Source organism: Psychrobacter sp. TB67 (assembly GCF_000511065.1).
GTDB lineage: Bacteria > Pseudomonadota > Gammaproteobacteria > Pseudomonadales > Moraxellaceae > Psychrobacter > Psychrobacter okhotskensis.
The window spans coordinates 146133-165013 of the sequence record NZ_AYYA01000055.1; the positions used below are offsets into that span (position 1 = coordinate 146133).

The following is an 18881-nucleotide window of genomic DNA, read 5'->3' on the forward strand; positions in this document are numbered from 1 at the left end:
TTGTTATGGTGCGCGATTTTGATGGTTCTATACTAGCGCTAAGGCAATGCTTATGAACGCCCTTCCTGCCACGAAAGACAGATCATCTATGTCTCTTCATACCTTTTTATTGTCTAAAAATGCACCTCTAAAGCTTGCGCTTAGTGCGCTCTGCATATGGTCACTTGCGGCTTGTCAACCGACTGACAGCTCATCCGCTGATAAGAATGACACGCAGGCTGGTAAGCAGGATGATAGTTCATTGTCTACTGAGCGCAGTCAAAACATCGAAGCGCTGGCTGGGGTATCCATGCAGCAGCTTGCTTCCTTTGACCCGCAAGAGATTAAGCAAGGCGGTGATACTGGTATCAGTATTACCAGCGCTGAGAGCTACTCAAAACCCTCGTCAAACCTCACCGCCTCACGTAAAGGCTCTTTTTTTATTGGTAATGCATTCTTTCAACAACCGTGGGTGGTAGCGCCTGCTAGCACGGACAGCCGTGACGGTCTTGGTGCGTTATTCAATGTCGCTGCCTGCCAATCGTGCCACGTCAAAGACGGTCGTGGTCACGCGCCGATGAGCAGTGAGGACGATGCTGATAGTTTATTAATACGTCTGTCTATGCCAGCGACAACAGATGAGCAGCGTCAGCAATTGCAGGATTCCCAGATCGAAAAAGTGGTGCATCCTATGTATGGCGGTCAGTTACAGGATCGCGGTATTCAGGGTGTACCGGCCGAAGCGCGAATTGCGGTACAGTGGACTGATAAGCCAGTGACCTTTGCCGATGGTTATGTTGAAACCCTACGTGCGCCGACCTTTGAGTTGACCAAACCCGGCTATGGCGCATTCGATGATGAGATGATGGTCTCGCCGCGCATCGCCTTGCCAATGATTGGTCTGGGCCTACTTGAGCAAATTCCAGACGCAGACATTAAAAAACAAGCCAGCCAAACGCCTAATAATAAAAATAGCGATGGCATCAGTGGTAAGTTTAATTGGGTGATGGACCCGCAAACGGGCAAGCATGCGCTCGGTCGTTTTGGTTGGAAGGCCGGTCAGACCAAGCTGATTACGCAAAACCAAAGTGCCTTTAATGAGGATATGGGGCTGACCTCAAACATTCGTCCACATGAGTCTTGCATGCCGAGCCAAACCGCTTGTATTAAAGCGACCACTGGCGCTGATGAGCAAGGTAATGGCAAGACACCGGTCGAAGTGAATGATGAAGTCGCGAAGTTTGTAGAATTTTATACGCGGAACTTAGCGGTGCCACATCGCCGCAATGCCGATGATAAATTGGTGCTGGCTGGTAAAAAACGCTTTTATGATATGGGCTGCCAGAGTTGTCATACGCCAAGATATCAGTTGCCAAAAACTGACGACGATCATCTTGAGCAGCATGGACAAGTCATTTATCCTTACACAGATTTGCTGCTGCATGACATGGGTGATGATCTTGCCGATCGTACGATAGCGGGTAAGCTACCGGCAAAAGATGCACAAGTTGAGTTTTTGGCCAACTCATATGAATGGCGTACGCCGGCATTGTGGGGGATTGGTCTGGCTCAAACCGTCGATCCACAAGCGACCTTTTTACATGATGGTCGCGCGCGCACGCTGATGGAAGCGGTACTATGGCATGGCGGTGAAGCAGAAAAACAACGCCAAAAAGTATTGAAGTTGGACAAGCAAGGACGCGCAGAATTAAACGCCTTCTTAAAATCATTATAAAGGTGATATAAATTATTACTTATCCCATTACCGAGAAACTTATGAAAATAAATCCTGCATTAGCAATGGCGTTATCGGCACTGAGTGCTGGATTACTCATCAGTTGTGTCAAGCCTGCCGATGAGAATAAAACAGCAGAGGTGGATAGCCAAACCGTCGCGCAAGATGGCGCTGCCTCAAATAGTACGGCCGCCGATAGCGCGAATGACGAACAGATAGTCGCCATAGATATCAGCGCGGAGACCGAAAAAACCTATCTGACCCATGTGGCTGAAGACATTGTCATTCCGGCTTATGCAGATGCAGCGAAGCAAAGTGGTTTGTTACATGATTTGGCGCAGAAGCATTGTCAGCAAGCGCCTGTCAGCAGTGATGAGTTACAAGCGTTACGTGCTCAGTGGCTGGTGCTGGCGCAAGCATGGGCGAGTGCTGAGATGATCAACTTCGGTCCTGCGACTGCTAGTATGAGCAACTTGTACATTAACTATTATCCTGACGAGCGCGGCTTGGTACACAGTGGGGTTGCAGAGCTAATCGCGGCCAATCCAAAACTAACCCCAGAGCAGCTCGCTAACGAGAGCGCTATTGTGCAAGGCGTACCAGGTCTGGAAGAGGCGCTATTTGCCAATGACAGCTTGAATGCTGCTCAATGTGCTTATGTAGTCAGCGCCAGCGCGGCACTAAGCACGCGATTAAAAGACATCGAAAGTAACTGGCAGCAGAACGCCACGACTTTACTGGCGATTGATAAAACGGCTGATAGCGATCAAGGTTTGAACCAGTGGTTTAACGCTTTATTGTCATTGATTGAGACGATGAAGACCAATGCTATTGATGAGCCATTAGGTCTTACAGGCAAAGCCAAGGGTCATCTGCCTGCTGCTACCGCTGGACAAAGCCGCGCTATTATTAATGCTAAGTTGGCTACCTTGAATAAAACGCTGACTGACCCAGTATTGACGGCCATTCTTGGTAGCAATGATGAGAATGCTATTGCGGCCAGTCTATCAAGCGAGCTGGCTGATACCACCACGCTATTGGCGCAGATGCCAGAGGATTTAGCGACTGCCGATAAAGCCAAGCAGCAAGAATTGTTTGATCACTTTACGACCATTACCCGCCTGATGAAACGCCAATTGATTCCGACCCTCGGTATCCGTGTTGGCTTTAACAGCAATGATGGCGATTAAGTCATGCAAACCTCTGAAGCCTATACAGCTGCGATAGCTAAACGTCATAGCGCGTCCTCTAAAGCAACGCCTAGACCAGCAGACAAGCGCTCAAATCATGAGCCGCTGATGACTTCGGCTTTGACTACGCTTGGTAGCGTACTGGGAACGGCGGCATTGGTTGGTATCCATCATCACTATCGCAAGCAGCATCAGCCTGAAGCACGATTGCAGGATTATGTGTCGGGTGTGCGTGCTCAGCTGCATACATTGCAAGCATCGCCCAAGCCCCAGTTGACCCGCCTTCGCTATGCCTATCAGCAAGCATCTGCTGCGTGGCAACGAGCTTATCATGATGATATCGATGATAAAAATCGTGATAGTAAAAATATCGTCACTGAGCTGACGGCAATACATAGCACCATTATGTTGGCGCGTCCAGTATGCTGGGTCAGTGGCGTAGCGTCGATGCCACAGAACCGCTCATTGATAAATAACGACGATAGCAATGATGATAGTAGTAATGATGAAACTGGCTTTGGGGTGGTTGGTATCGATGCAGACCGACAAATCGTTTGGCAGACCACCATGCCTGAGCGTGTCCACGATATCGTTGTCCAGCCAATCCCTAATATTCAAAATAGACAAAACGATCAAAACAAATCAAATACTCATAACTGTCCACGCGATGTTGTGGTGCTGGGTCGCCGCCCTAGTGAAAAGTTTTGGGTATTAGATACGGCGATAGGGCAAGTAAAATTCGCTATTACAGCGGCTGATAATCGCCATTTTTATGGACATGCTTGCTACAGTTTGGACGGCTCAACGCTATACGTCACTGAGAATGATACGATAAGCTTGGCGGGTAAAATTGGTATCTACGATGCTCGTAATAATTATAGCAAAGTAGCCGAGTTTGACACGCATGGTATTGGGCCACATGAGTTGATCATGCATCCAGATGGCGAGACGTTGGTCATCGCTAATGGCGGTATCAAAACAGAACAAGCCTCGCGTGAAGAGCTGAATCTCGATACCATGCGTCCATCTTTGGCTTATTTGAATCGTCATGACGGAACGCTGATTGAGCAAATTACTCCTGAGCACAATCAGATGAGTGTGCGCCATTTGGCCATACATGATGATGGCACGGTGATGATTGGTATTCAGTTCCAAGGTGAAAAACATATCAATGTGCCGTTAGTCTTGACCCACTATCGCGGTGATCCCGACTTTAAACCATTGATTATGCCTAACAATCAATGGCAACGCTTCCATCAATACATTGCCAGTGTCGCGGTTGATAGTGAGCGCAATCTGTTGTGTGTGACCACACCAATTGGCGGCTGTGCGGCGATTTATGATTTAAACACACGTATGCTGATTGATGCTGTGCGTTTGCCAGATTGTGCAGGAGCCTCGCTATTCGCGGGTCAGGTATCTGGTCAGGCCAAAAACAAGGATGGAACATCAGGTTTTATCGTCAGCGACGGGCACGGGAAACTGACAAGATTGTGGGTCAATACGCTATCAGTAGAGACATCGGATTTAGCAGAGTTAGATTCCAAGAATACAGCTGCTATTATTGTGCAGGACAGTCAGATACATAATATGTCTTTTGACAATCATCTGCAGGCAGTCTTAGCATAAGTGGTATAAAAGGATAAAATCACGATGCCGCAACCGAGTACGTCGCTCGTATTAGATTTGGCCAGACAACAGCTGGCACAAGCGGGTATTGCGCTACACGTGAGTAAAAAACGCGTCAAAAATATAAATTTTCGCCTAAAGCCTCATGCGCTTATGGTTTCTGTACCGATGTCTATCAGCGCCAGCCAAATCGCTCAAGCTGTCGATAAGCGTGTCTCATGGGCGCTAGACCACCATCCGCAAGTATTGGCACGCTACCATCGCAACCAAACCCCGAAACCTGAAGCTTCAAGCGTAGACAGCCCCGTTAGCTTGTGGGGTATCGTACAATCGTTCACCCTCAGTCACGATGAAAAAATGGCTTATTATCGGCAACAACTTACGGAAGTAAATCCGACGCTATTCGCTAAGTGGCAGCCAATAGTCGGTGCTACCGCTAACGAAGTACGACTGAAAAAAATGCATACGCGCTGGGGCAGTTGTAACACTCGCGCGCGCCGAATTTGGTTGTCCGTGTATCTTCCTGCTTATCCGATTGAATGCACCGAATACGTCATCGTCCACGAGCTGTGTCACCTGCATCATGCCAATCATAGCAAGGCATTTTGGCAGACGGTAGCAGCAGCGATGCCAGATTATCAGCAGTGGCACAATATGCTGGCGGGTAAAACGGGTCAGTTAGACTAAAGGTCTCACGCAAATCATATAAAGATAAGCGCGCAGCCTGATATGATAAATGCTCATGGTACACCGCCTGTTATTTAAATAATCAAGCCAGATACAAGGATGTCAGATGAAAAATGTCAATCAAGCCGAATTTTGGCAGCAGCGTTATGAGACTGGTAGCATACAGTGGGATATGGGACAGGTGTCACCACCGCTAAAAGCTTATATCGACCAACTGCCAGCCACTGCGAAAGATCAGGCCATTTTAGTGCCGGGTGCAGGCAATGCGTATGAGGTAGGTTATCTACATGAGCAGGGTTTTACCAATGTTACGTTGGTCGATTTCGCTGCTGCGCCGATTGAGACTTTTGCTGAACGTTATCCTGATTTTCCCTCCAAGCATTTAATTTGTGCAGATTTTTTTCATTTATCAGCTGAGCAATATCAATTTGATTGGATACTCGAACAGACGTTCTTTTGTGCGATAAATCCGTCACGTCGTGATGAATATGTCGAGCAGATGGCAGCGTTATTGAAGCCGCAAGGCAAGCTGGTTGGCCTACTTTTTAATGTGGATTTTGGGCGTGATGAACCACCGTTTGGTGGCACAATAGAGGAATATCAGCAGCGCTTTGAGGCGTATTTTGATATAGAGATTATGGAGGCCAGCTATAATTCGCATCCTGCACGCCAAGGCAGCGAGTTATTTATCAAGCTGCAAGCGCAGTAATCTCACGCTTGATATTGTCCCGAGCTGGCTTTTCTAATCGCTCAAAGTAAAAATCAGTCAAATACAGTCTTGAGTGCGCCAGTAGTCCTTTTAGCACAGCTGTGCGTCCGATACGGTAATCTGTCACTGGCACATGTGCATATTCTTGGCGTACTGCAGATGCATACAGTTCATATTCAGACCACGCAGCACCCAACATACTTAAATCCATATCTAACAAATAAGCCGCATCGCTGCGTTTATTAGCATCCAGTAATTCATCAAGTTGATGGGTAGCCGTCATCATAATCAGCGCGTAGATAAGTTGGCATTGCTCAGTAGTCAGATAAGGACTTAACGATTCCACCGCATATTTTGCACTTTTAAGCTCATTATCTGAGCGCGTCGGCTCGTATATCACATCGTGATAATACAATGCTAAAGCGATAATATGCGGCTCATAAAGATGAGATTTAACTTGCTCAAATTGGGCAAACAACTGCTCAATATGGCGCAAGGTATGATAAGCGCGTTGAGGTTCGTTGTAGCGGATAGCGACTGCTTGCCAAAGCGCTTGTACTTCCCTTGGATCAATATTATTAGCAATGGCAGCTAAATGCATGGCGAAGCGCTGACCAAGGTCGGACGTTACGTGCGAGACATCATTCATATTTACCCTCACTTGCCTAACATGATTAGCGCCTCATAATCTCAACAGTTCACTCAGCTTTTATTAGCTGATTCTTCAAAAGCTTGTTTAAACACTTTGCCCAGTAAATTTACATCGTCGACACGCGCATAATTCAAACGGGTGACAAAGGCGATGTGGCGATGTGGGCCTTTTTCTGCCAATGGCACTGCGACTGCATTTTGGTTTTGTAGATGTAATTGATCCAGCGCCATTTCAGGTACTAAGGTTGTACCCATATTGGCAAGTGCCATCTGAATGAGGGTGTTGAGACTGGCGTCAGAAAAGCTCGACTTCATCTGTGCGCGATCAAAATGACATACTGATAGCGTCTGATCGGTTAGGCAATGTCCTTCACCTAACAGCATAAGATTGGCCGTAGCGAGCTCGTCAGAATTAATGGTCTCAAGCTTGGCATGGACATCGTCTTTTGGGAATACCGCAAAGAAGTCTTCACTCCAAAATTCAAAACTGTGCAAGCCCTCTACGGCATAGGGTAGCGCAATGATGGCTGTGTCAATATGACCGTAACGCACTTGCTCGAGTAAGCGTTCGGTTTGCTGCTCAACGATGGTCATACGAAATTCTGGATAATTGGCTCGCAGCGCTGGCAGGACTTTTGGTAGTAAATAAGGCGCAATCGTTGGAATAATACCGACAGTCATCGGGTAGGCAAGTGGCGTTTGATGACTATGCGCACGGGTGGTCAAGTCGCTCACTTCAGAGAATACACGCTGCGCCCGCGTGAGGATATCTTGCCCAATAGGAGTGATAAGTACTTGTTTGTTATTACGCTCAAAAATCTGCGTGTCTAATTGTTTTTCTAATTCTGCGATACCTAAGCTCAGCGCAGACTGCGAAATATTACAATCTTCCGCTGCCCGTTTGAAATGGCGGTGTTTAGCGACTGCTAAGGCAAATTCAAGTTGACGTAAGGTAATCATAAGACCTCTTTTATTGTTGGTTTTTATGCAAGTGATGATACTTATGTCTCTTGGTCATTATCGAAACTTACCGATAGCGCACTGATGACAGGAAGTAGATAGAATAGTTTAACAAGTTTAATAAAACAAAACATCACATTAAAAACTTTTAACTGGATTAACCATAGAATTCGCGTATAGTTTGTCAGGTAGCCCAGATAGTTCAAGGCTTAACGGAAACAATCAAATAAATAATCACAATTTTATTCAATCATACTTAATCAAAAAAGGAGCCAATCATGGCGTCTATTATCAATCAAGAAATCCCAGAATTTTCAGCAGATGCATATGTAAACGGTGAATTCAAAACCATCACTTCAGAAGACGTAAAAGGTGACTGGGCGATTTTCCTATTTTACCCAGCTGACTTTACCTTTGTTTGCCCAACTGAACTTGAAGACATGGCAAACCATTATGAAGAGCTTAAAGGTTTGGGCGTAGAAGTGTATTCAGTATCGACTGATACGCATTTCACGCACAAAGCATGGCATGACTCTTCAGAGGCTATCGGTAAAGTGACCTATCCAATGATCGGTGATCCTACTGGTAAAATCACCCGTGGCTTTAACGTGATGATCGAAGAAGCAGGTTTGGCTGAGCGCGGTACTTTCTTAATCGATCCAGATGGTTTGATTCAAGTTGCTGAGATTCATGCTGGCGGTATCGGCCGTAGTGCAAAAGACATGCTACGTAAAGTAAAAGCAGCACAGTATGTTCGTGAAAACGACGGCGAAGTTTGCCCAGCAGCTTGGGAACAAGGCGGCGATACATTGAAGCCAAGTCTTGACCTAGTGGGTAAAATCTAAGTCAGTAAAATCTAAATAGTTATCTAACTATTTAAAGAGAGGTGCGCTGTTTTTATGATTTTTTAATTTGAACCAGCGCTATAAATAAAGACCCCATCAGCTTACGTTGATGGGGTCTTTTTATGTTGACAGTCTATATTTTTATTGTTGTTTGTCAATAATAAATAAGCGATTACGCTTGAGATTGCATTTTATTTTTATCTATGGTTTTGTAAATCTCATCTTTGAGCTGGAGCTTGCGCCGCTTCATTTGTTCGATTTCTTCATCGCGGCTGGCGTGTTTGACCACGTCATTTTCAAGCTTGTTGATTTGCCTATCCAGCGTGGTGTGTTCATCGAAGATACTCGCAAAGTGCGTATTTTTTTGTTTGAGCTCATCGATGATGTCGCTGTGGTCTTGCCATTTATCAGTCATGGTCATGTTGTCATCCTTGTTATTTAGCGTGTGCTTAACATAAGCAGTGACGCGTTGTGGTTAAGGCAGATTATGATTGTGAGACTTGTTGATTATAAAATTAAGATTTATAAAACTAGGGCGTGTCATCATTTAGATTGTGAGGCTTAAAATGAGGAAAATTGCAGCCAAACAAGGAAGGAATTGCCGTAAATATGAACATATTGACAAGATTTCTGACGATGTTTGACTAAATTTAGCCATTTTAAGACCACTAAATGTATCAATGTGCTAATTGATGACATTCCCTAGATGTAAGAAATTCTTAGCAGTAATTTTAGGGCGTCTCCTTAATCTGAATGAGTATGCTCAGATGAGATCAAAATGAAGATACGCCCTAATAAATGAAGCATTAAGCGTGAGATTGCGTTTTGTTTTTATCGATTATCTTATAAATCTCATCTTTAAGATGTAGCTTGCGCCGCTTCATTTGTTCTATTTCATCATCACAGCTGCTATGTTTTATTAAATCCTTCTCAAGATAATTGATCTTTTCATCAAGCTGAGTATGCTCGGCAAAAATACTCGCAAAATGACTGTCTTTTTGCTTAAGTTCAGCAATGATTTCTTTGTTATCTGTCCTTGTATCAGTCTTTCTCATCTGGTCATCCTTGTTATGAAGCGCAAGCTAACGATTAGCATCAGCGCATTGTCGTTAAGATCTATGATTGTGAGACTCGATTATTATTGAACCAAACCGCTATTACTCTCAATAGTGATAAGGCTTAATACAAGCAAAAATAGCCTTTAATAAGCATGCATAAAAGCCAGGTTTCCGCTAGAAAACAGGAATTATTCCTATTGCTCTTACTCGATTGTAGCGAAAAAACCCTGTTGATACTATGAGAATAATCTTCTTGTAAGTTTAAATTTAATTAAAAATGACAGTTAATGATTGGTTTTATAAAACATAAGATTTGGGTTTCTCAGCTTGCTCAAACTCATGAAACCTATGATAATAGGGACATCGAAAGGTACAAGCCTTATCCAAATAACACTTTAAACAATATTACTGACTCCAGATTTTCCATCTTTACACGTGCAACCACTTAGTTGTCGTTACATATTGAATAATAATGAGGAACAAACATGATAGATCAAAGTTTATTAGATGCTGTCAAAAGCTATAGCGAGAATATGACCCGTCCCATTACCTTTGTATTGGGTAGCGGTGAGCATGCAAAGCGCGCAGAGTTGATTGATTTTTTGACCAAAATTGCTGGTACGACTGACAAGATTAATTTTGATGTCGACGCTAATGACGACAGCTTATCGAGTCCCATTAGCTTTAAAGTCGTCAGCCATGCTGATGACGCGTTGACTGATACGGGTATCGTCTTTAGCGGTATTCCTGGTGGTCATGAGTTTACCTCGCTTATCTTGGCAATCTTGCAAGCGGGTGGTCATACGCTAAAACTAGACGAAGGCATTCAAAAGCTGATTAAGCGTTTTAATAAGCCACTACAGTTCCAGACTTACGTGTCGTTATCTTGCCACAGTTGCCCAGAAGTCGTGCAAGCGTTGAATCAATTTGCCTTATTGAATGACGGCATCAGCAATGAGATGATCGATGGCGCGTTATTCCAAGAGCAAGTAGAAGCAAATAACATCCAAGGCGTACCAGCGGTATTTTTAAATGGTAAACCTTTTGCTAATGGTTTGATTGATACGGCCAAGTTGATTACCAAGTTGCAAGAGCAGTTCCCTGACTTGTTGGCAGAGGGTAGTGCAGACGATGCTGAGCAATTAGAGCAGCAAGATGTCACTATTATCGGTGCAGGCCCTGCTGGCGTTGCCGCTGCTATCTATACCGCGCGTAAAGGCCTAAAAGTGACCATGGTCGCTGATCGTATCGGTGGGCAGGTCAAAGATACCCAAGATATCGAAAACTTGATTTCTGTACCATTGACGACAGGTACGCATCTATCAGCAGACTTTGTCAAACATTTAGGCGAATACAATATCACGCTGAAAGAACACGTCAGCGTCAAAGAAATTGGCGAGACTAAGGAAGAGAACTATAGTATTCACCTCAACACTGGTGAGACGTTTGAGACGCGTAGTATCATCCTAGCGACGGGTGCTCAGTGGCGTAAGCTTGGTGTACCGGGCGAAGAAGAAAACATTGGTAAAGGCGTGGCTTACTGTGCGCACTGTGATGGACCCTTCTTTAAAGGTAAAGAAATCTCTGTCATCGGTGGTGGTAACTCCGGTGTCGAAGCGGCGTTAGACCTTGCGGGTATCGTGCAGCATGTGACGGTGCTTGAGTTCGCTGATGATCTAAAAGCGGATCAGGTATTGATTAACAAAGCCAAAGAGAAGTCAAACATCGAGTTTATCACTGGGGCGGCGACCAAAGAGATTAAGGCTACTGATGGTAAAGTCAGCTCTATCGTCTTTGAAGATCGCAAAACAGGTGAAACTCATGAGCGTGATTTGTCCGGTGTCTTTGTACAGATTGGCTTAGTCCCTAATACTGGATTTATCAAAGGCTTTGTTGATTTAAACCGCTTTGGTGAAATTGAGATTGATGAGCGCTGCCGTACGGATCGCAAAGGTATCTTTGCTTGTGGTGACGTCACGACTGTGCCATTTAAGCAAATTAACATTGCGATGGGCGAGGGTTCAAAAGCGGCGTTGAGTGCTTTTGAGTACTTGGTCATGCAGTAGATTATTTAGCTTTAAAGTTAGTTTGAGAAGCCACCTCTTTTGAGGTGGTTTTTTTGTGAAAAATGTTTTACTGCTTGTTAAATAATATAAGTTGACGTATGTTTGTTAATATTTTTTTTATGAGAACTTAATAGTGAAAAATAAATGTGCAATCAACAAAAATAGTCATTGGGCTAAATGTCTGGTTTTTATATCGTTTATATTTAGTGTAACCAATGCTTATGCAGGGCAAACCGTCAATGAGATTCTGAATGAATACTATCCCATCTATAATGAGACAAAGCAGTGTCAAGGTATTATGGCTAATAACGGTTCATCATCTGGCGAAGAAACACCGCATCAAAGCGGATATTGCATAGAGATTGATAGACAACTGGAGGTACGAACCAAGCAAGGTAAACGGTTATACATATCAGTCATTGGTGACGTCGCTTTTCATGAAAATGGTGCTGCGGCATATAGTTCTCACGCTGATACTGGTCTAGTGGGTATGTTCGTTTTAAAGCCACAAGGTTCCGGTTGGGAGGTGGAATACGCTAATCCAGTGATGAATGCAGGCGCTTCTGGTGCAGGACTAAAAGACTGGAAGCTGATACGAGTTGCCCCTGATATTTGGGGATTTATTAATATTCATAGTGATTCGCACTACATTCAATCTTTTTCTAAATACGTATTAATGACACCAGACCCTAAGTCAAAAAAAGTGATATATAGTCATATAGCTGCGAAAGCAACTACAGAAAACAATCCTATAGCACCATCTGGCTGTAGTAAAGATAGAAAGGTAGAATATTGCACATTATTGAAAGCCAAGCTCAATATCGATAAAACGACGCTGATAAATGGTTTTTACCCGCTAGAGATTACAATCAGTGGTCATAAGTATAACTATAACGGTTCAGAAAAAAAGACCTATAACAATCAGGTCTATAAAATAAAATACGAGCCGAAAAAAGGGTATCAAAAGCCCAAAGATTATCCCGTATAGTGATATCATCAGAGTCATTTACTGAGCCAATTGAGGTAGGTATGATGCACGCCAAATTATATGGATCAATACTCATGTTAAGGTTATGTCTTAGTTTTGGATTACTAGGTTTTGTCACAAATGCCTCTGCTGCTGATAGCGTGATGGATATCCTCAAGCCGTACTATCCGATTTATAATGAAGCATTAGGGTGTCATGGTGCGATTGCCCCTTCTGGTTCCGTAAGTGGTTTAACTAGAGAACCTTATATGACCGGCTATTGCATCGATATTGATCGGCAAAAAGTCATAGAGACGGATAAAGGTAAACGCTTATATATATTAATTACAGGCGATGTTAGCTTTGATGAAGATGGTAAAGAAGTTTTACGCGGTCATGGCGCTAGTGGTTTAGTCGGTATGTTTGTTTTAAAACCTAAAGGTGAAGGTTGGCAAGTTGAGTCGGCCAATCCTTATATGAATGCAGGTAGTTGGGGGCTTGGTTTAGGGGGTTGGGGTTTAGAACAGTTTGCCCCAAATACGTGGGGCTTTATGAACGAGCATGGTGATACGCATCAAGGTTACACGAGTACCAGCTTTGTGATATTGACGCCAAATGGTCGCGGTATAATGGAGAACTGGATTGGCGCAGGTTTTGATAGTGATGGTTCAGACAGTTGCGGTGGTAAGGGACAGCGTCTGTGTAATGATAGGAGTGCTGATTTAGAAATTGATACCAGTAAAACGGTAAACGGGTTTTACCCTCTAAAGCTAACTGTGAATGGATATAATCAGGGTAAAACCTATAAAAATAGTATCTTTTCCATCAACTACCAAAAAGACAAAGGTTATATAGAGCCTAATGAATATCCTTTGAAAGATAATTATTAGGCTTGTTTTCAATGATTCACTTTTGGTCAGCCAACACCCCAACCACCGACAGTATCTCACCTGCTTCATCCTCTTTGATGACGCGTGTCTCTTTTAACGCTGAATCGATCCAAGCTTGTATATGAGGATTGTTTAACATAGTCTCACAATACTGTTTGGTCGTTGGTTTTAATACTATGTCAGAGGCATCAGTATAAGTCTGCAAGCGTAGCACTACTGGCGCAAAAAAAGCATCGGCAGCCGTAAATTGACCAAATAGATAACTGTTTTTTGAGCGATTTTTTAAACAATCTGCAAAAATCTCTTCGACACGAGCAATGTCAGTCAGGCAAGCAGCGCTGGGTTGTATCCTTGCTGTAGCTCGGATATTCATCGGCATGTCACTACGAATGCCCATCAGCTCTGAATGCATTTCGGCGACGATACTTTGGCAGTAGGCGCTATTTATTCTGTTGCTATTATCAATATTGGACTTATTCAGTCCTATCCAAATATCCAAGTTTGTCAAATAATCATTGGCGTGAATGGCAATCGCTAAAGTATCCCATACCATAACTCTTTCATCATTCTCGCCATAGACTAAAACGGGTACTTTACCTGTTGGCGCATGCTCATCGAGAATCGGTGTCGCTGAGGGATGAAACAGCTCAATCACTTGCTCCTCAAAATCAATATTAAAGGCTTTGAGTAATAGCCAAGCTCGTAATGACCAAGAGGAATAGTTTTTATTGCCGATGATGAGAAGTGGTTTTTGCATCATAAAATCCTATCAAATTATATAAATAAAATTTGATTATGTACCCAATGCTGAAAATTGACCAGTCTATAGTTTAGTAATCCCAATAAAAAATGCCCATCCAAAATTTGGACGGGCGTTTTTAAAACAGCGGTAATTGTATTTAGATCAATATCAATCGTCTAACAAATCCATGCGCTTAGCGGCTTCATAGATACCGGTTGAACGCGCACCAGTACGGCAAAATATCAAGACGGGTTGCTCGGCTTGATTAAAAAAGTCAGCAAACTCCTCGACGTGGTTTTGATTGAGCTCGCTACCAGCGAATGAGACTTCTTTATAAGCAAGCCCCGCCTCGGTAGCAGCGGCTTCGATATCAGCACTGGTCGGTTGTCCCGGTTCTTCGCCATCAGGACGATTATTGATAATGGTTTTGAAGCCGTTTTCGGCAAGCATAGGGACTTGATCAGGGGTAATTTGTCCCGTAATACTGATTTCGTGGCTCATAGGAGCTCCTTTTATTGTTTATATGAAAGAGTAAAATGTTTGTTATAAAAATACAGCATATAAGGGTAGGCTTATTGCCGTCATTTCTAAAGAGACCGTATGTAAGCGTTATAGTCGTTTTATAGCAGACCTTGCATCAATGCGCTTTGATACAGCAGTTTGGCACGTGCACCCGTACCACAAAACATCAATATGGGTTTTGGCATCGCGTGATAAAAGGCGGCAAACTGTTCTACAGTCAGCATACTCAGGCGCTCATCATCAAAGGGCAGATGGTGATAAGTCAAATTCGCTTTTGCCGTTGCATTAATAAAGTCGCAGCTGTTGGGCTGAGTGTCGACCTCGGCATCAGGGCGTATATTGAGCACTGAGCGATAACCCAGTTCCGCAATCTTGATGCATTGGCTCGGATAAATTTGCTTATAAATCGTTAAATCATTGGTCATAAAAGGGGTCGTTTGCGTTTATTAAGGAATGTAAAAAACAATAAGGCGTCAATTTGACGTTTAGAGGCTGTTTTATGTCGTTTTGGCTTGGTTTAGCTTGGCTTGTTGAGATTCAATTTAGTTATACAACAAGCTAGCATACTATACGCTCTATCATAACGATATTTTGTTGCAGACATCAATAGTGATTGTATGGTTGACGCAAATATTAGGGGATGTTCAATACGGCTTGAGTATTCAGCTTCAGTATTTAAATTAAATGTTCAACTTAAATATTCAAATTTGCTTTAGCTCATTGACGGCGTCCATGGTACTAAGATACACCTGTCCTGATAGCTCAGTGATCAGTGGGGTGTGCTCGATGATATCCATAACTGGGCCTTTGATAAAGCTAAAGTGTAAATGCTTGTCTTGTAGGGCAAGCTCTTGATTCAAGGTGCTGAGCATTTCTTGCGCAGTCAGATCAATGTGGTTGACAGCAGACATAATAAGAACCAGCTCATGCGCTTCTGGATACTGTTGTAAAGCATTTAAAATACGCCGATGTACCGATTCGCTATTACCAAAGAACAGACTCTCATCGATACGTAGCATCAATAAATTATGAAAAGTGACAACATCGTGACGATTGATATTGCGAAAGTGGCCCGTGCCAGCCAATTGACCAACGATGGCGACATGAGGTTGGCTCGACTGCCAGATGAGACTGGCAAATGACACCATGAGACCGATGACAAGGCCAGTATTTAGCCCAAATATCAGTACCCCAGTAAACGCGGCGATAAAGCTTGCCCCATCTAAGCGATCTCGTTGCCAAGCGGACTTTAAGGTGGCAATATCGATTAAACCAATGATTGATGCCATGATGGTTGCGCCAAGTAAGGCATAGGGTAGCGGGGCAAGCGCATTGCTAAATGCTATCAGCGCTAAAACCATGACCAGTACCGTCATGAGACTGGCAAGTGGCGTCTTGGCACCTGAGTCGACGTTGATAGCCGTCCGTGAAAACCCGCCTGCCACGGCAAAGCTCTGAAAAAGTCCGCCGGAAATATTGGCGAGTCCAAGCCCCGTTAGTTCACGATTGGCATCAAACTTCTCACCGCGTAGCCGCGCATAAGTACTGGCGACGGAACTGCTGGAGACAAAGATAATAAGCGCCATGAGTCCTGCGGTTGGTAAGAGTTTAAGTGCTTCTTGGATATCTGGTAGATGGGGCAGGGTAAAACTCGGTAGCCCTTGCGGAATACTACCGATAGTGGCGACGCCACGCGCATCCCAATGCAGTGCCATACTGAGTAAAATGGCAATTCCCAGTAAAATAAGCGGAAACAAGCGCTCCGCCCATTTGGCAGAGGAAGAAGACAGCCACGTTCGCCACACCCATTTGCTACCGTAGCGATTCGTGAATAAGAGAGCAAAGGCGATCACGCCAATCAGTAAGGTCAGCAGGTGTAGCTGGCGCGCATATAACTGCATGGTCGATAGATAGCTAATTAGGCTACTACCTGCTATCGGAATATCCGTTAAGTATTTTAGCTGACTGACGAAGATAAGAACCGCCGCGCCGCTCACAAACCCTGCCGATACGCCGCGGCTGATAAACTGCATAATCCAGCCAAGCTTGAGCCATCCTGCGATCCAAAGCAGAGACCCTACCATCAGTGCCAATAAACTTGCCATTAGAGCATATTGTTCCGGGCCCCGATCAGCGTAAGGCAACAAACTACTGGCAGTCATAATAGCGGTGATGGCAACCGGTCCTACCGCTTGCACATTGCTAGAGCCGAGCCAAGCGTAAACGATGACAGGCACAATCGCTGCGTATAGACCGTAGACGGGTGGTAAGCCTGCAAGTACGGCGTAGCCAAGACTCTGCGGTATCACCAGTACGCCCACCACCAGTCCAGCGATGACGTCAGTCGGCAAGGCAGCCAGCTGATACTGGCGCAGCCAAATGGGAATGAGGCGAGCGGCGATAGAGGTCATATCAATACATCATCACAATAAATAAAGTTAAAAACAGCTAAGAACTCAATAACCAGTTAGGCATCTGTTTTGGCACAAAAGCGCTCATACAGTAAATGTAGCACCGCCAAAGCGTCGTCGCTGGCGATACTATAATAGATTTGCTTGCCGTCGCGCCGTGTCGTGACCAGCTCATCCTTACGCAAGATACCTAACTGCTGTGATAGGCTCGGCTGCCCAACACCGACCAAACCCTCAAGCTCACTGACGCAATACTCGCCTTGTGTCAGCTGACAAAGGAGGAGCAAGCGATCAGGATGTGAGAGCGACTTTAATAATTGGCTGGCTTGCATAGACGCTTTTTGCATTTGTTTGGCAAGATCTATCGGCGCAAAGTCTGCGTTACTATCTGACGCAGACTCGATAGTACGGTCAGTAGAGCTAGCCAATGCTGAGGTGGAAGTTGTCAGAGTAAGCTCCTTATATAAAACCGCGATAGAGGTCGTGCGGCTTGTATAAAAGTAATGTGTGATTACCGTTAATTATCAATGATATCGCAATCCATAGCAAGTTATCATTATTTACATTATATAAATTGATAAATTGTATGACGGTTGCTATATTGGTATTAACGTTACGAAAGCATATTAGGACAGGTTTAAAACCTGAAGGCTAATGTCGACATTGTTCTTGATGTTGCCGTCAGCGTTAAGATTAACGGCAACTATTTATAACCATTTTCAAGATGTGTTCGTTTACGTATTAAACATTGTATATGACCACCCATTATACTGAAAGAATGGGTGGAAGATTGACATCATCCTATAAAAACAGAGAGGCGGCCATGCAAGTTCATTCGTTCTTACATAGCGACACCGAGACTTATACCCATGTACTCGCAGACGTTCAGCAGCAGCTGTGCGCCATTATCGATCCGGTATTGGACTTTGACTCAAAGTCAGGACGTACGAGCACCAAGAGCGTAGACGAGGTCATTGAGTTTGTACGTGAGCACGGTTGGCAACTGCTGTATGTCATCGAAACCCATGCGCATGCCGATCATCTCTCAGCGGCTATCCATGTTAAAGAAAATCTCGGCGGAGAATTGGTCATCGGTCAGCATATTACCGAAGTACAAAAAATATTTAAGCAAATTTTTAACTTTGATACTAGCTTTCGCACCGATGCCAGCCAATTCGATATTTTGACCGACGAAGGCGACACGTTAGCGCTTGGCGATATTACGATCACAGCCATGTATGTGCCCGGTCACACACGGGCGGATATGGCTTATCTGGCGGCTGACAAAGAAAAAACAGTGGTCTTCGTTGGCGATACCTTGTTCGCGCCTGACGTCGGTACAGCACGCTGCGACTTTCCCGGTGGCGATGCCAAAATGCTCTATCATTCTATTCAAAAGCTACTCGCGCTCGATGATAATACAGTCATCTATCTGTGTCATGACTACCCAGGCCAAGGACGCAAGCACTGTCCAACCACTACAGTAGCGGCGCAGAAGCTAGGAAATATTCATGTGAAAGATGGTATCAATGAGGCAGAGTTTGTGCAGATGCGTGAGCGCCGCGATTCGACTCTTGAGATGCCGCGTCTGATTATCCCGTCTGTCCAAGTTAATATCGATGCCGGACACTTTCCTGCACCGGAAGACAATGGCACGCGTTATTTGAAAGTACCGATCAATGTCCTTGGTGGATAAGCTAAATAGTGCTGCAATAAGTGATATTATCTGTGTCGATCCAGCGGTTCAGATGCAACCAACTTGGGCAAATAGCTTATAGATGAAAATGCCAAAGTTGAATTTTTAAGACAATAAAACCATCAAAATAATTAGAATAGGAGA

Annotated in this window: 19 protein-coding genes; 10 read left to right on the forward strand and 9 right to left on the reverse strand. The window is 44.3% G+C overall.

Features of this window, described 5'->3' with window-relative positions; all coding sequences use genetic code 11:
• The first annotated feature begins 52 nt into the window (after positions 1 to 52).
• The 5 genes from W293_RS0110270 to W293_RS0110290 all read left to right on the forward strand — a co-directional run bounded on the left by W293_RS0110270 (position 53) and on the right by W293_RS0110290 (position 5929).
• Positions 53 to 1714, forward strand: coding sequence for a di-heme oxidoredictase family protein (locus W293_RS0110270; RefSeq protein ID WP_025652343.1), 1662 nt, complete (start codon positions 53 to 55; stop codon positions 1712 to 1714).
• 41 nt (positions 1715 to 1755) lie between these two features.
• Positions 1756 to 2904, forward strand: a complete 1149-nt coding sequence (locus W293_RS0110275; RefSeq protein ID WP_025652344.1) for an imelysin family protein — start codon at positions 1756 to 1758, stop codon at positions 2902 to 2904.
• 3 nt (positions 2905 to 2907) lie between these two features.
• A complete protein-coding gene (locus W293_RS0110280) occupies positions 2908 to 4533 on the forward strand; it encodes a DUF1513 domain-containing protein (RefSeq protein ID WP_025652346.1) in 1626 nt (541 codons plus the stop codon).
• A gap of 24 nt (positions 4534 to 4557) precedes the next feature.
• Positions 4558 to 5220: a M48 family metallopeptidase gene (locus tag W293_RS0110285; RefSeq protein WP_025652347.1), complete on the forward strand. Its 663-nt coding sequence runs from the start codon at positions 4558 to 4560 to the stop codon at positions 5218 to 5220.
• Between the two features lie 106 nt (positions 5221 to 5326).
• Positions 5327 to 5929: a methyltransferase domain-containing protein gene (locus W293_RS0110290; RefSeq protein WP_025652348.1), complete on the forward strand. Its 603-nt coding sequence runs from the start codon at positions 5327 to 5329 to the stop codon at positions 5927 to 5929.
• Here the strand turns inward: W293_RS0110290 and W293_RS0110295 are convergent.
• Entirely contained in the window at positions 5910 to 6578 is a 669-nt protein-coding gene (locus W293_RS0110295; protein ID WP_025652349.1) for a hypothetical protein, read from the reverse strand. The genes W293_RS0110290 and W293_RS0110295 overlap by 20 nt on opposite strands.
• A gap of 53 nt (positions 6579 to 6631) precedes the next feature.
• Positions 6632 to 7540: a hydrogen peroxide-inducible genes activator gene (locus W293_RS0110300; protein ID WP_025652350.1), complete on the reverse strand. Its 909-nt coding sequence runs from the start codon at positions 7538 to 7540 to the stop codon at positions 6632 to 6634.
• Positions 7541 to 7818: 278 nt separating this feature from the next.
• Between W293_RS0110300 and ahpC the strand changes: the two genes are divergently transcribed.
• Positions 7819 to 8385, forward strand: a complete 567-nt coding sequence (ahpC, locus tag W293_RS0110305; protein ID WP_025652351.1) for an alkyl hydroperoxide reductase subunit C — start codon at positions 7819 to 7821, stop codon at positions 8383 to 8385.
• A 172-nt stretch (positions 8386 to 8557) separates the two neighbouring features.
• Here ahpC and W293_RS0110310 read toward each other — a convergent pair whose 3' ends face one another.
• Both W293_RS0110310 and W293_RS0110315 read right to left on the reverse strand, forming a co-directional pair.
• Positions 8558 to 8806 (reverse strand): YdcH family protein, encoded by a 249-nt coding sequence (locus W293_RS0110310; protein WP_025652352.1) that lies wholly within the window; start codon positions 8804 to 8806, stop codon positions 8558 to 8560.
• A 385-nt stretch (positions 8807 to 9191) separates the two neighbouring features.
• Complete coding sequence (locus W293_RS0110315) at positions 9192 to 9440, reverse strand: YdcH family protein (RefSeq protein WP_025652353.1); 249 nt, start codon at positions 9438 to 9440, stop codon at positions 9192 to 9194.
• A gap of 488 nt (positions 9441 to 9928) precedes the next feature.
• Between W293_RS0110315 and ahpF the strand changes: the two genes are divergently transcribed.
• The 3 genes from ahpF (at position 9929) to W293_RS0110330 (ending at position 13366) form a co-directional block, all read left to right on the forward strand.
• Positions 9929 to 11509, forward strand: a complete 1581-nt coding sequence (ahpF, locus tag W293_RS0110320; RefSeq protein ID WP_025652354.1) for an alkyl hydroperoxide reductase subunit F — start codon at positions 9929 to 9931, stop codon at positions 11507 to 11509.
• A 133-nt stretch (positions 11510 to 11642) separates the two neighbouring features.
• Positions 11643 to 12497 carry a hypothetical protein gene (locus tag W293_RS0110325; protein WP_025652355.1) on the forward strand — a complete coding sequence of 285 codons (855 nt, stop codon included), beginning with the start codon at positions 11643 to 11645 and terminating at the stop codon, positions 12495 to 12497.
• Positions 12498 to 12571: 74 nt separating this feature from the next.
• Positions 12572 to 13366 carry a hypothetical protein gene (locus tag W293_RS0110330; RefSeq protein ID WP_025652356.1) on the forward strand — a complete coding sequence of 265 codons (795 nt, stop codon included), beginning with the start codon at positions 12572 to 12574 and terminating at the stop codon, positions 13364 to 13366.
• A 16-nt stretch (positions 13367 to 13382) separates the two neighbouring features.
• Here W293_RS0110330 and W293_RS0110335 read toward each other — a convergent pair whose 3' ends face one another.
• The 5 genes from W293_RS0110335 to W293_RS0110355 all read right to left on the reverse strand — a co-directional run bounded on the left by W293_RS0110335 (position 13383) and on the right by W293_RS0110355 (position 17469).
• Positions 13383 to 14123 (reverse strand): glutathione S-transferase family protein, encoded by a 741-nt coding sequence (locus tag W293_RS0110335; protein WP_025652357.1) that lies wholly within the window; start codon positions 14121 to 14123, stop codon positions 13383 to 13385.
• Between the two features lie 153 nt (positions 14124 to 14276).
• The gene (locus W293_RS0110340) at positions 14277 to 14609 is read right to left on the reverse strand and encodes a TIGR01244 family sulfur transferase (protein ID WP_025652358.1); all 333 of its coding nucleotides are present in this window, start codon (positions 14607 to 14609) and stop codon (positions 14277 to 14279) included.
• Positions 14610 to 14728: 119 nt separating this feature from the next.
• Complete coding sequence (locus W293_RS0110345; RefSeq protein ID WP_025652359.1) at positions 14729 to 15055, reverse strand: beta-lactamase hydrolase domain-containing protein; 327 nt, start codon at positions 15053 to 15055, stop codon at positions 14729 to 14731.
• 276 nt (positions 15056 to 15331) lie between these two features.
• Complete coding sequence (locus W293_RS0110350) at positions 15332 to 17041, reverse strand: SulP family inorganic anion transporter (protein WP_025652360.1); 1710 nt, start codon at positions 17039 to 17041, stop codon at positions 15332 to 15334.
• A gap of 56 nt (positions 17042 to 17097) precedes the next feature.
• Positions 17098 to 17469, reverse strand: a complete 372-nt coding sequence (locus tag W293_RS0110355; protein ID WP_319802578.1) for a metalloregulator ArsR/SmtB family transcription factor — start codon at positions 17467 to 17469, stop codon at positions 17098 to 17100.
• A 395-nt stretch (positions 17470 to 17864) separates the two neighbouring features.
• Here W293_RS0110355 and W293_RS0110360 point away from each other — a divergent pair, with 395 nt between their 5' ends.
• On the forward strand, positions 17865 to 18737 hold the full coding sequence (locus tag W293_RS0110360; RefSeq protein ID WP_025652362.1) for an MBL fold metallo-hydrolase: 873 nt from the start codon (positions 17865 to 17867) through the stop codon (positions 18735 to 18737).
• Positions 18738 to 18881: the final 144 nt, after the last annotated feature.

Excerpts from the sequence above, each read along its gene's own strand:
- W293_RS0110270 (WP_025652343.1), top strand. The coding sequence starts at position 53 with ATGAACGCCCTTCCTGCCACGAAAGACAGATCATCTATGTCTCTTCAT.
- W293_RS0110275 (WP_025652344.1), top strand. The coding sequence starts at position 1,756 with ATGAAAATAAATCCTGCATTAGCAATGGCGTTATCGGCACTGAGTGCT.
- W293_RS0110280 (WP_025652346.1), top strand. The coding sequence starts at position 2,908 with ATGCAAACCTCTGAAGCCTATACAGCTGCGATAGCTAAACGTCATAGC.
- W293_RS0110285 (WP_025652347.1), top strand. The coding sequence starts at position 4,558 with ATGCCGCAACCGAGTACGTCGCTCGTATTAGATTTGGCCAGACAACAG.
- W293_RS0110290 (WP_025652348.1), top strand. The coding sequence starts at position 5,327 with ATGAAAAATGTCAATCAAGCCGAATTTTGGCAGCAGCGTTATGAGACT.
- W293_RS0110295 (WP_025652349.1), bottom strand. The coding sequence starts at position 6,578 with ATGAATGATGTCTCGCACGTAACGTCCGACCTTGGTCAGCGCTTCGCC.
- W293_RS0110300 (WP_025652350.1), bottom strand. The coding sequence starts at position 7,540 with ATGATTACCTTACGTCAACTTGAATTTGCCTTAGCAGTCGCTAAACAC.
- ahpC (WP_025652351.1), top strand. The coding sequence starts at position 7,819 with ATGGCGTCTATTATCAATCAAGAAATCCCAGAATTTTCAGCAGATGCA.
- W293_RS0110310 (WP_025652352.1), bottom strand. The coding sequence starts at position 8,806 with ATGACCATGACTGATAAATGGCAAGACCACAGCGACATCATCGATGAG.
- W293_RS0110315 (WP_025652353.1), bottom strand. The coding sequence starts at position 9,440 with ATGAGAAAGACTGATACAAGGACAGATAACAAAGAAATCATTGCTGAA.
- ahpF (WP_025652354.1), top strand. The coding sequence starts at position 9,929 with ATGATAGATCAAAGTTTATTAGATGCTGTCAAAAGCTATAGCGAGAAT.
- W293_RS0110330 (WP_025652356.1), top strand. The coding sequence starts at position 12,572 with ATGTTAAGGTTATGTCTTAGTTTTGGATTACTAGGTTTTGTCACAAAT.
- W293_RS0110335 (WP_025652357.1), bottom strand. The coding sequence starts at position 14,123 with ATGCAAAAACCACTTCTCATCATCGGCAATAAAAACTATTCCTCTTGG.
- W293_RS0110340 (WP_025652358.1), bottom strand. The coding sequence starts at position 14,609 with ATGAGCCACGAAATCAGTATTACGGGACAAATTACCCCTGATCAAGTC.
- W293_RS0110345 (WP_025652359.1), bottom strand. The coding sequence starts at position 15,055 with ATGACCAATGATTTAACGATTTATAAGCAAATTTATCCGAGCCAATGC.
- W293_RS0110350 (WP_025652360.1), bottom strand. The coding sequence starts at position 17,041 with ATGACCTCTATCGCCGCTCGCCTCATTCCCATTTGGCTGCGCCAGTAT.
- W293_RS0110360 (WP_025652362.1), top strand. The coding sequence starts at position 17,865 with ATGCAAGTTCATTCGTTCTTACATAGCGACACCGAGACTTATACCCAT.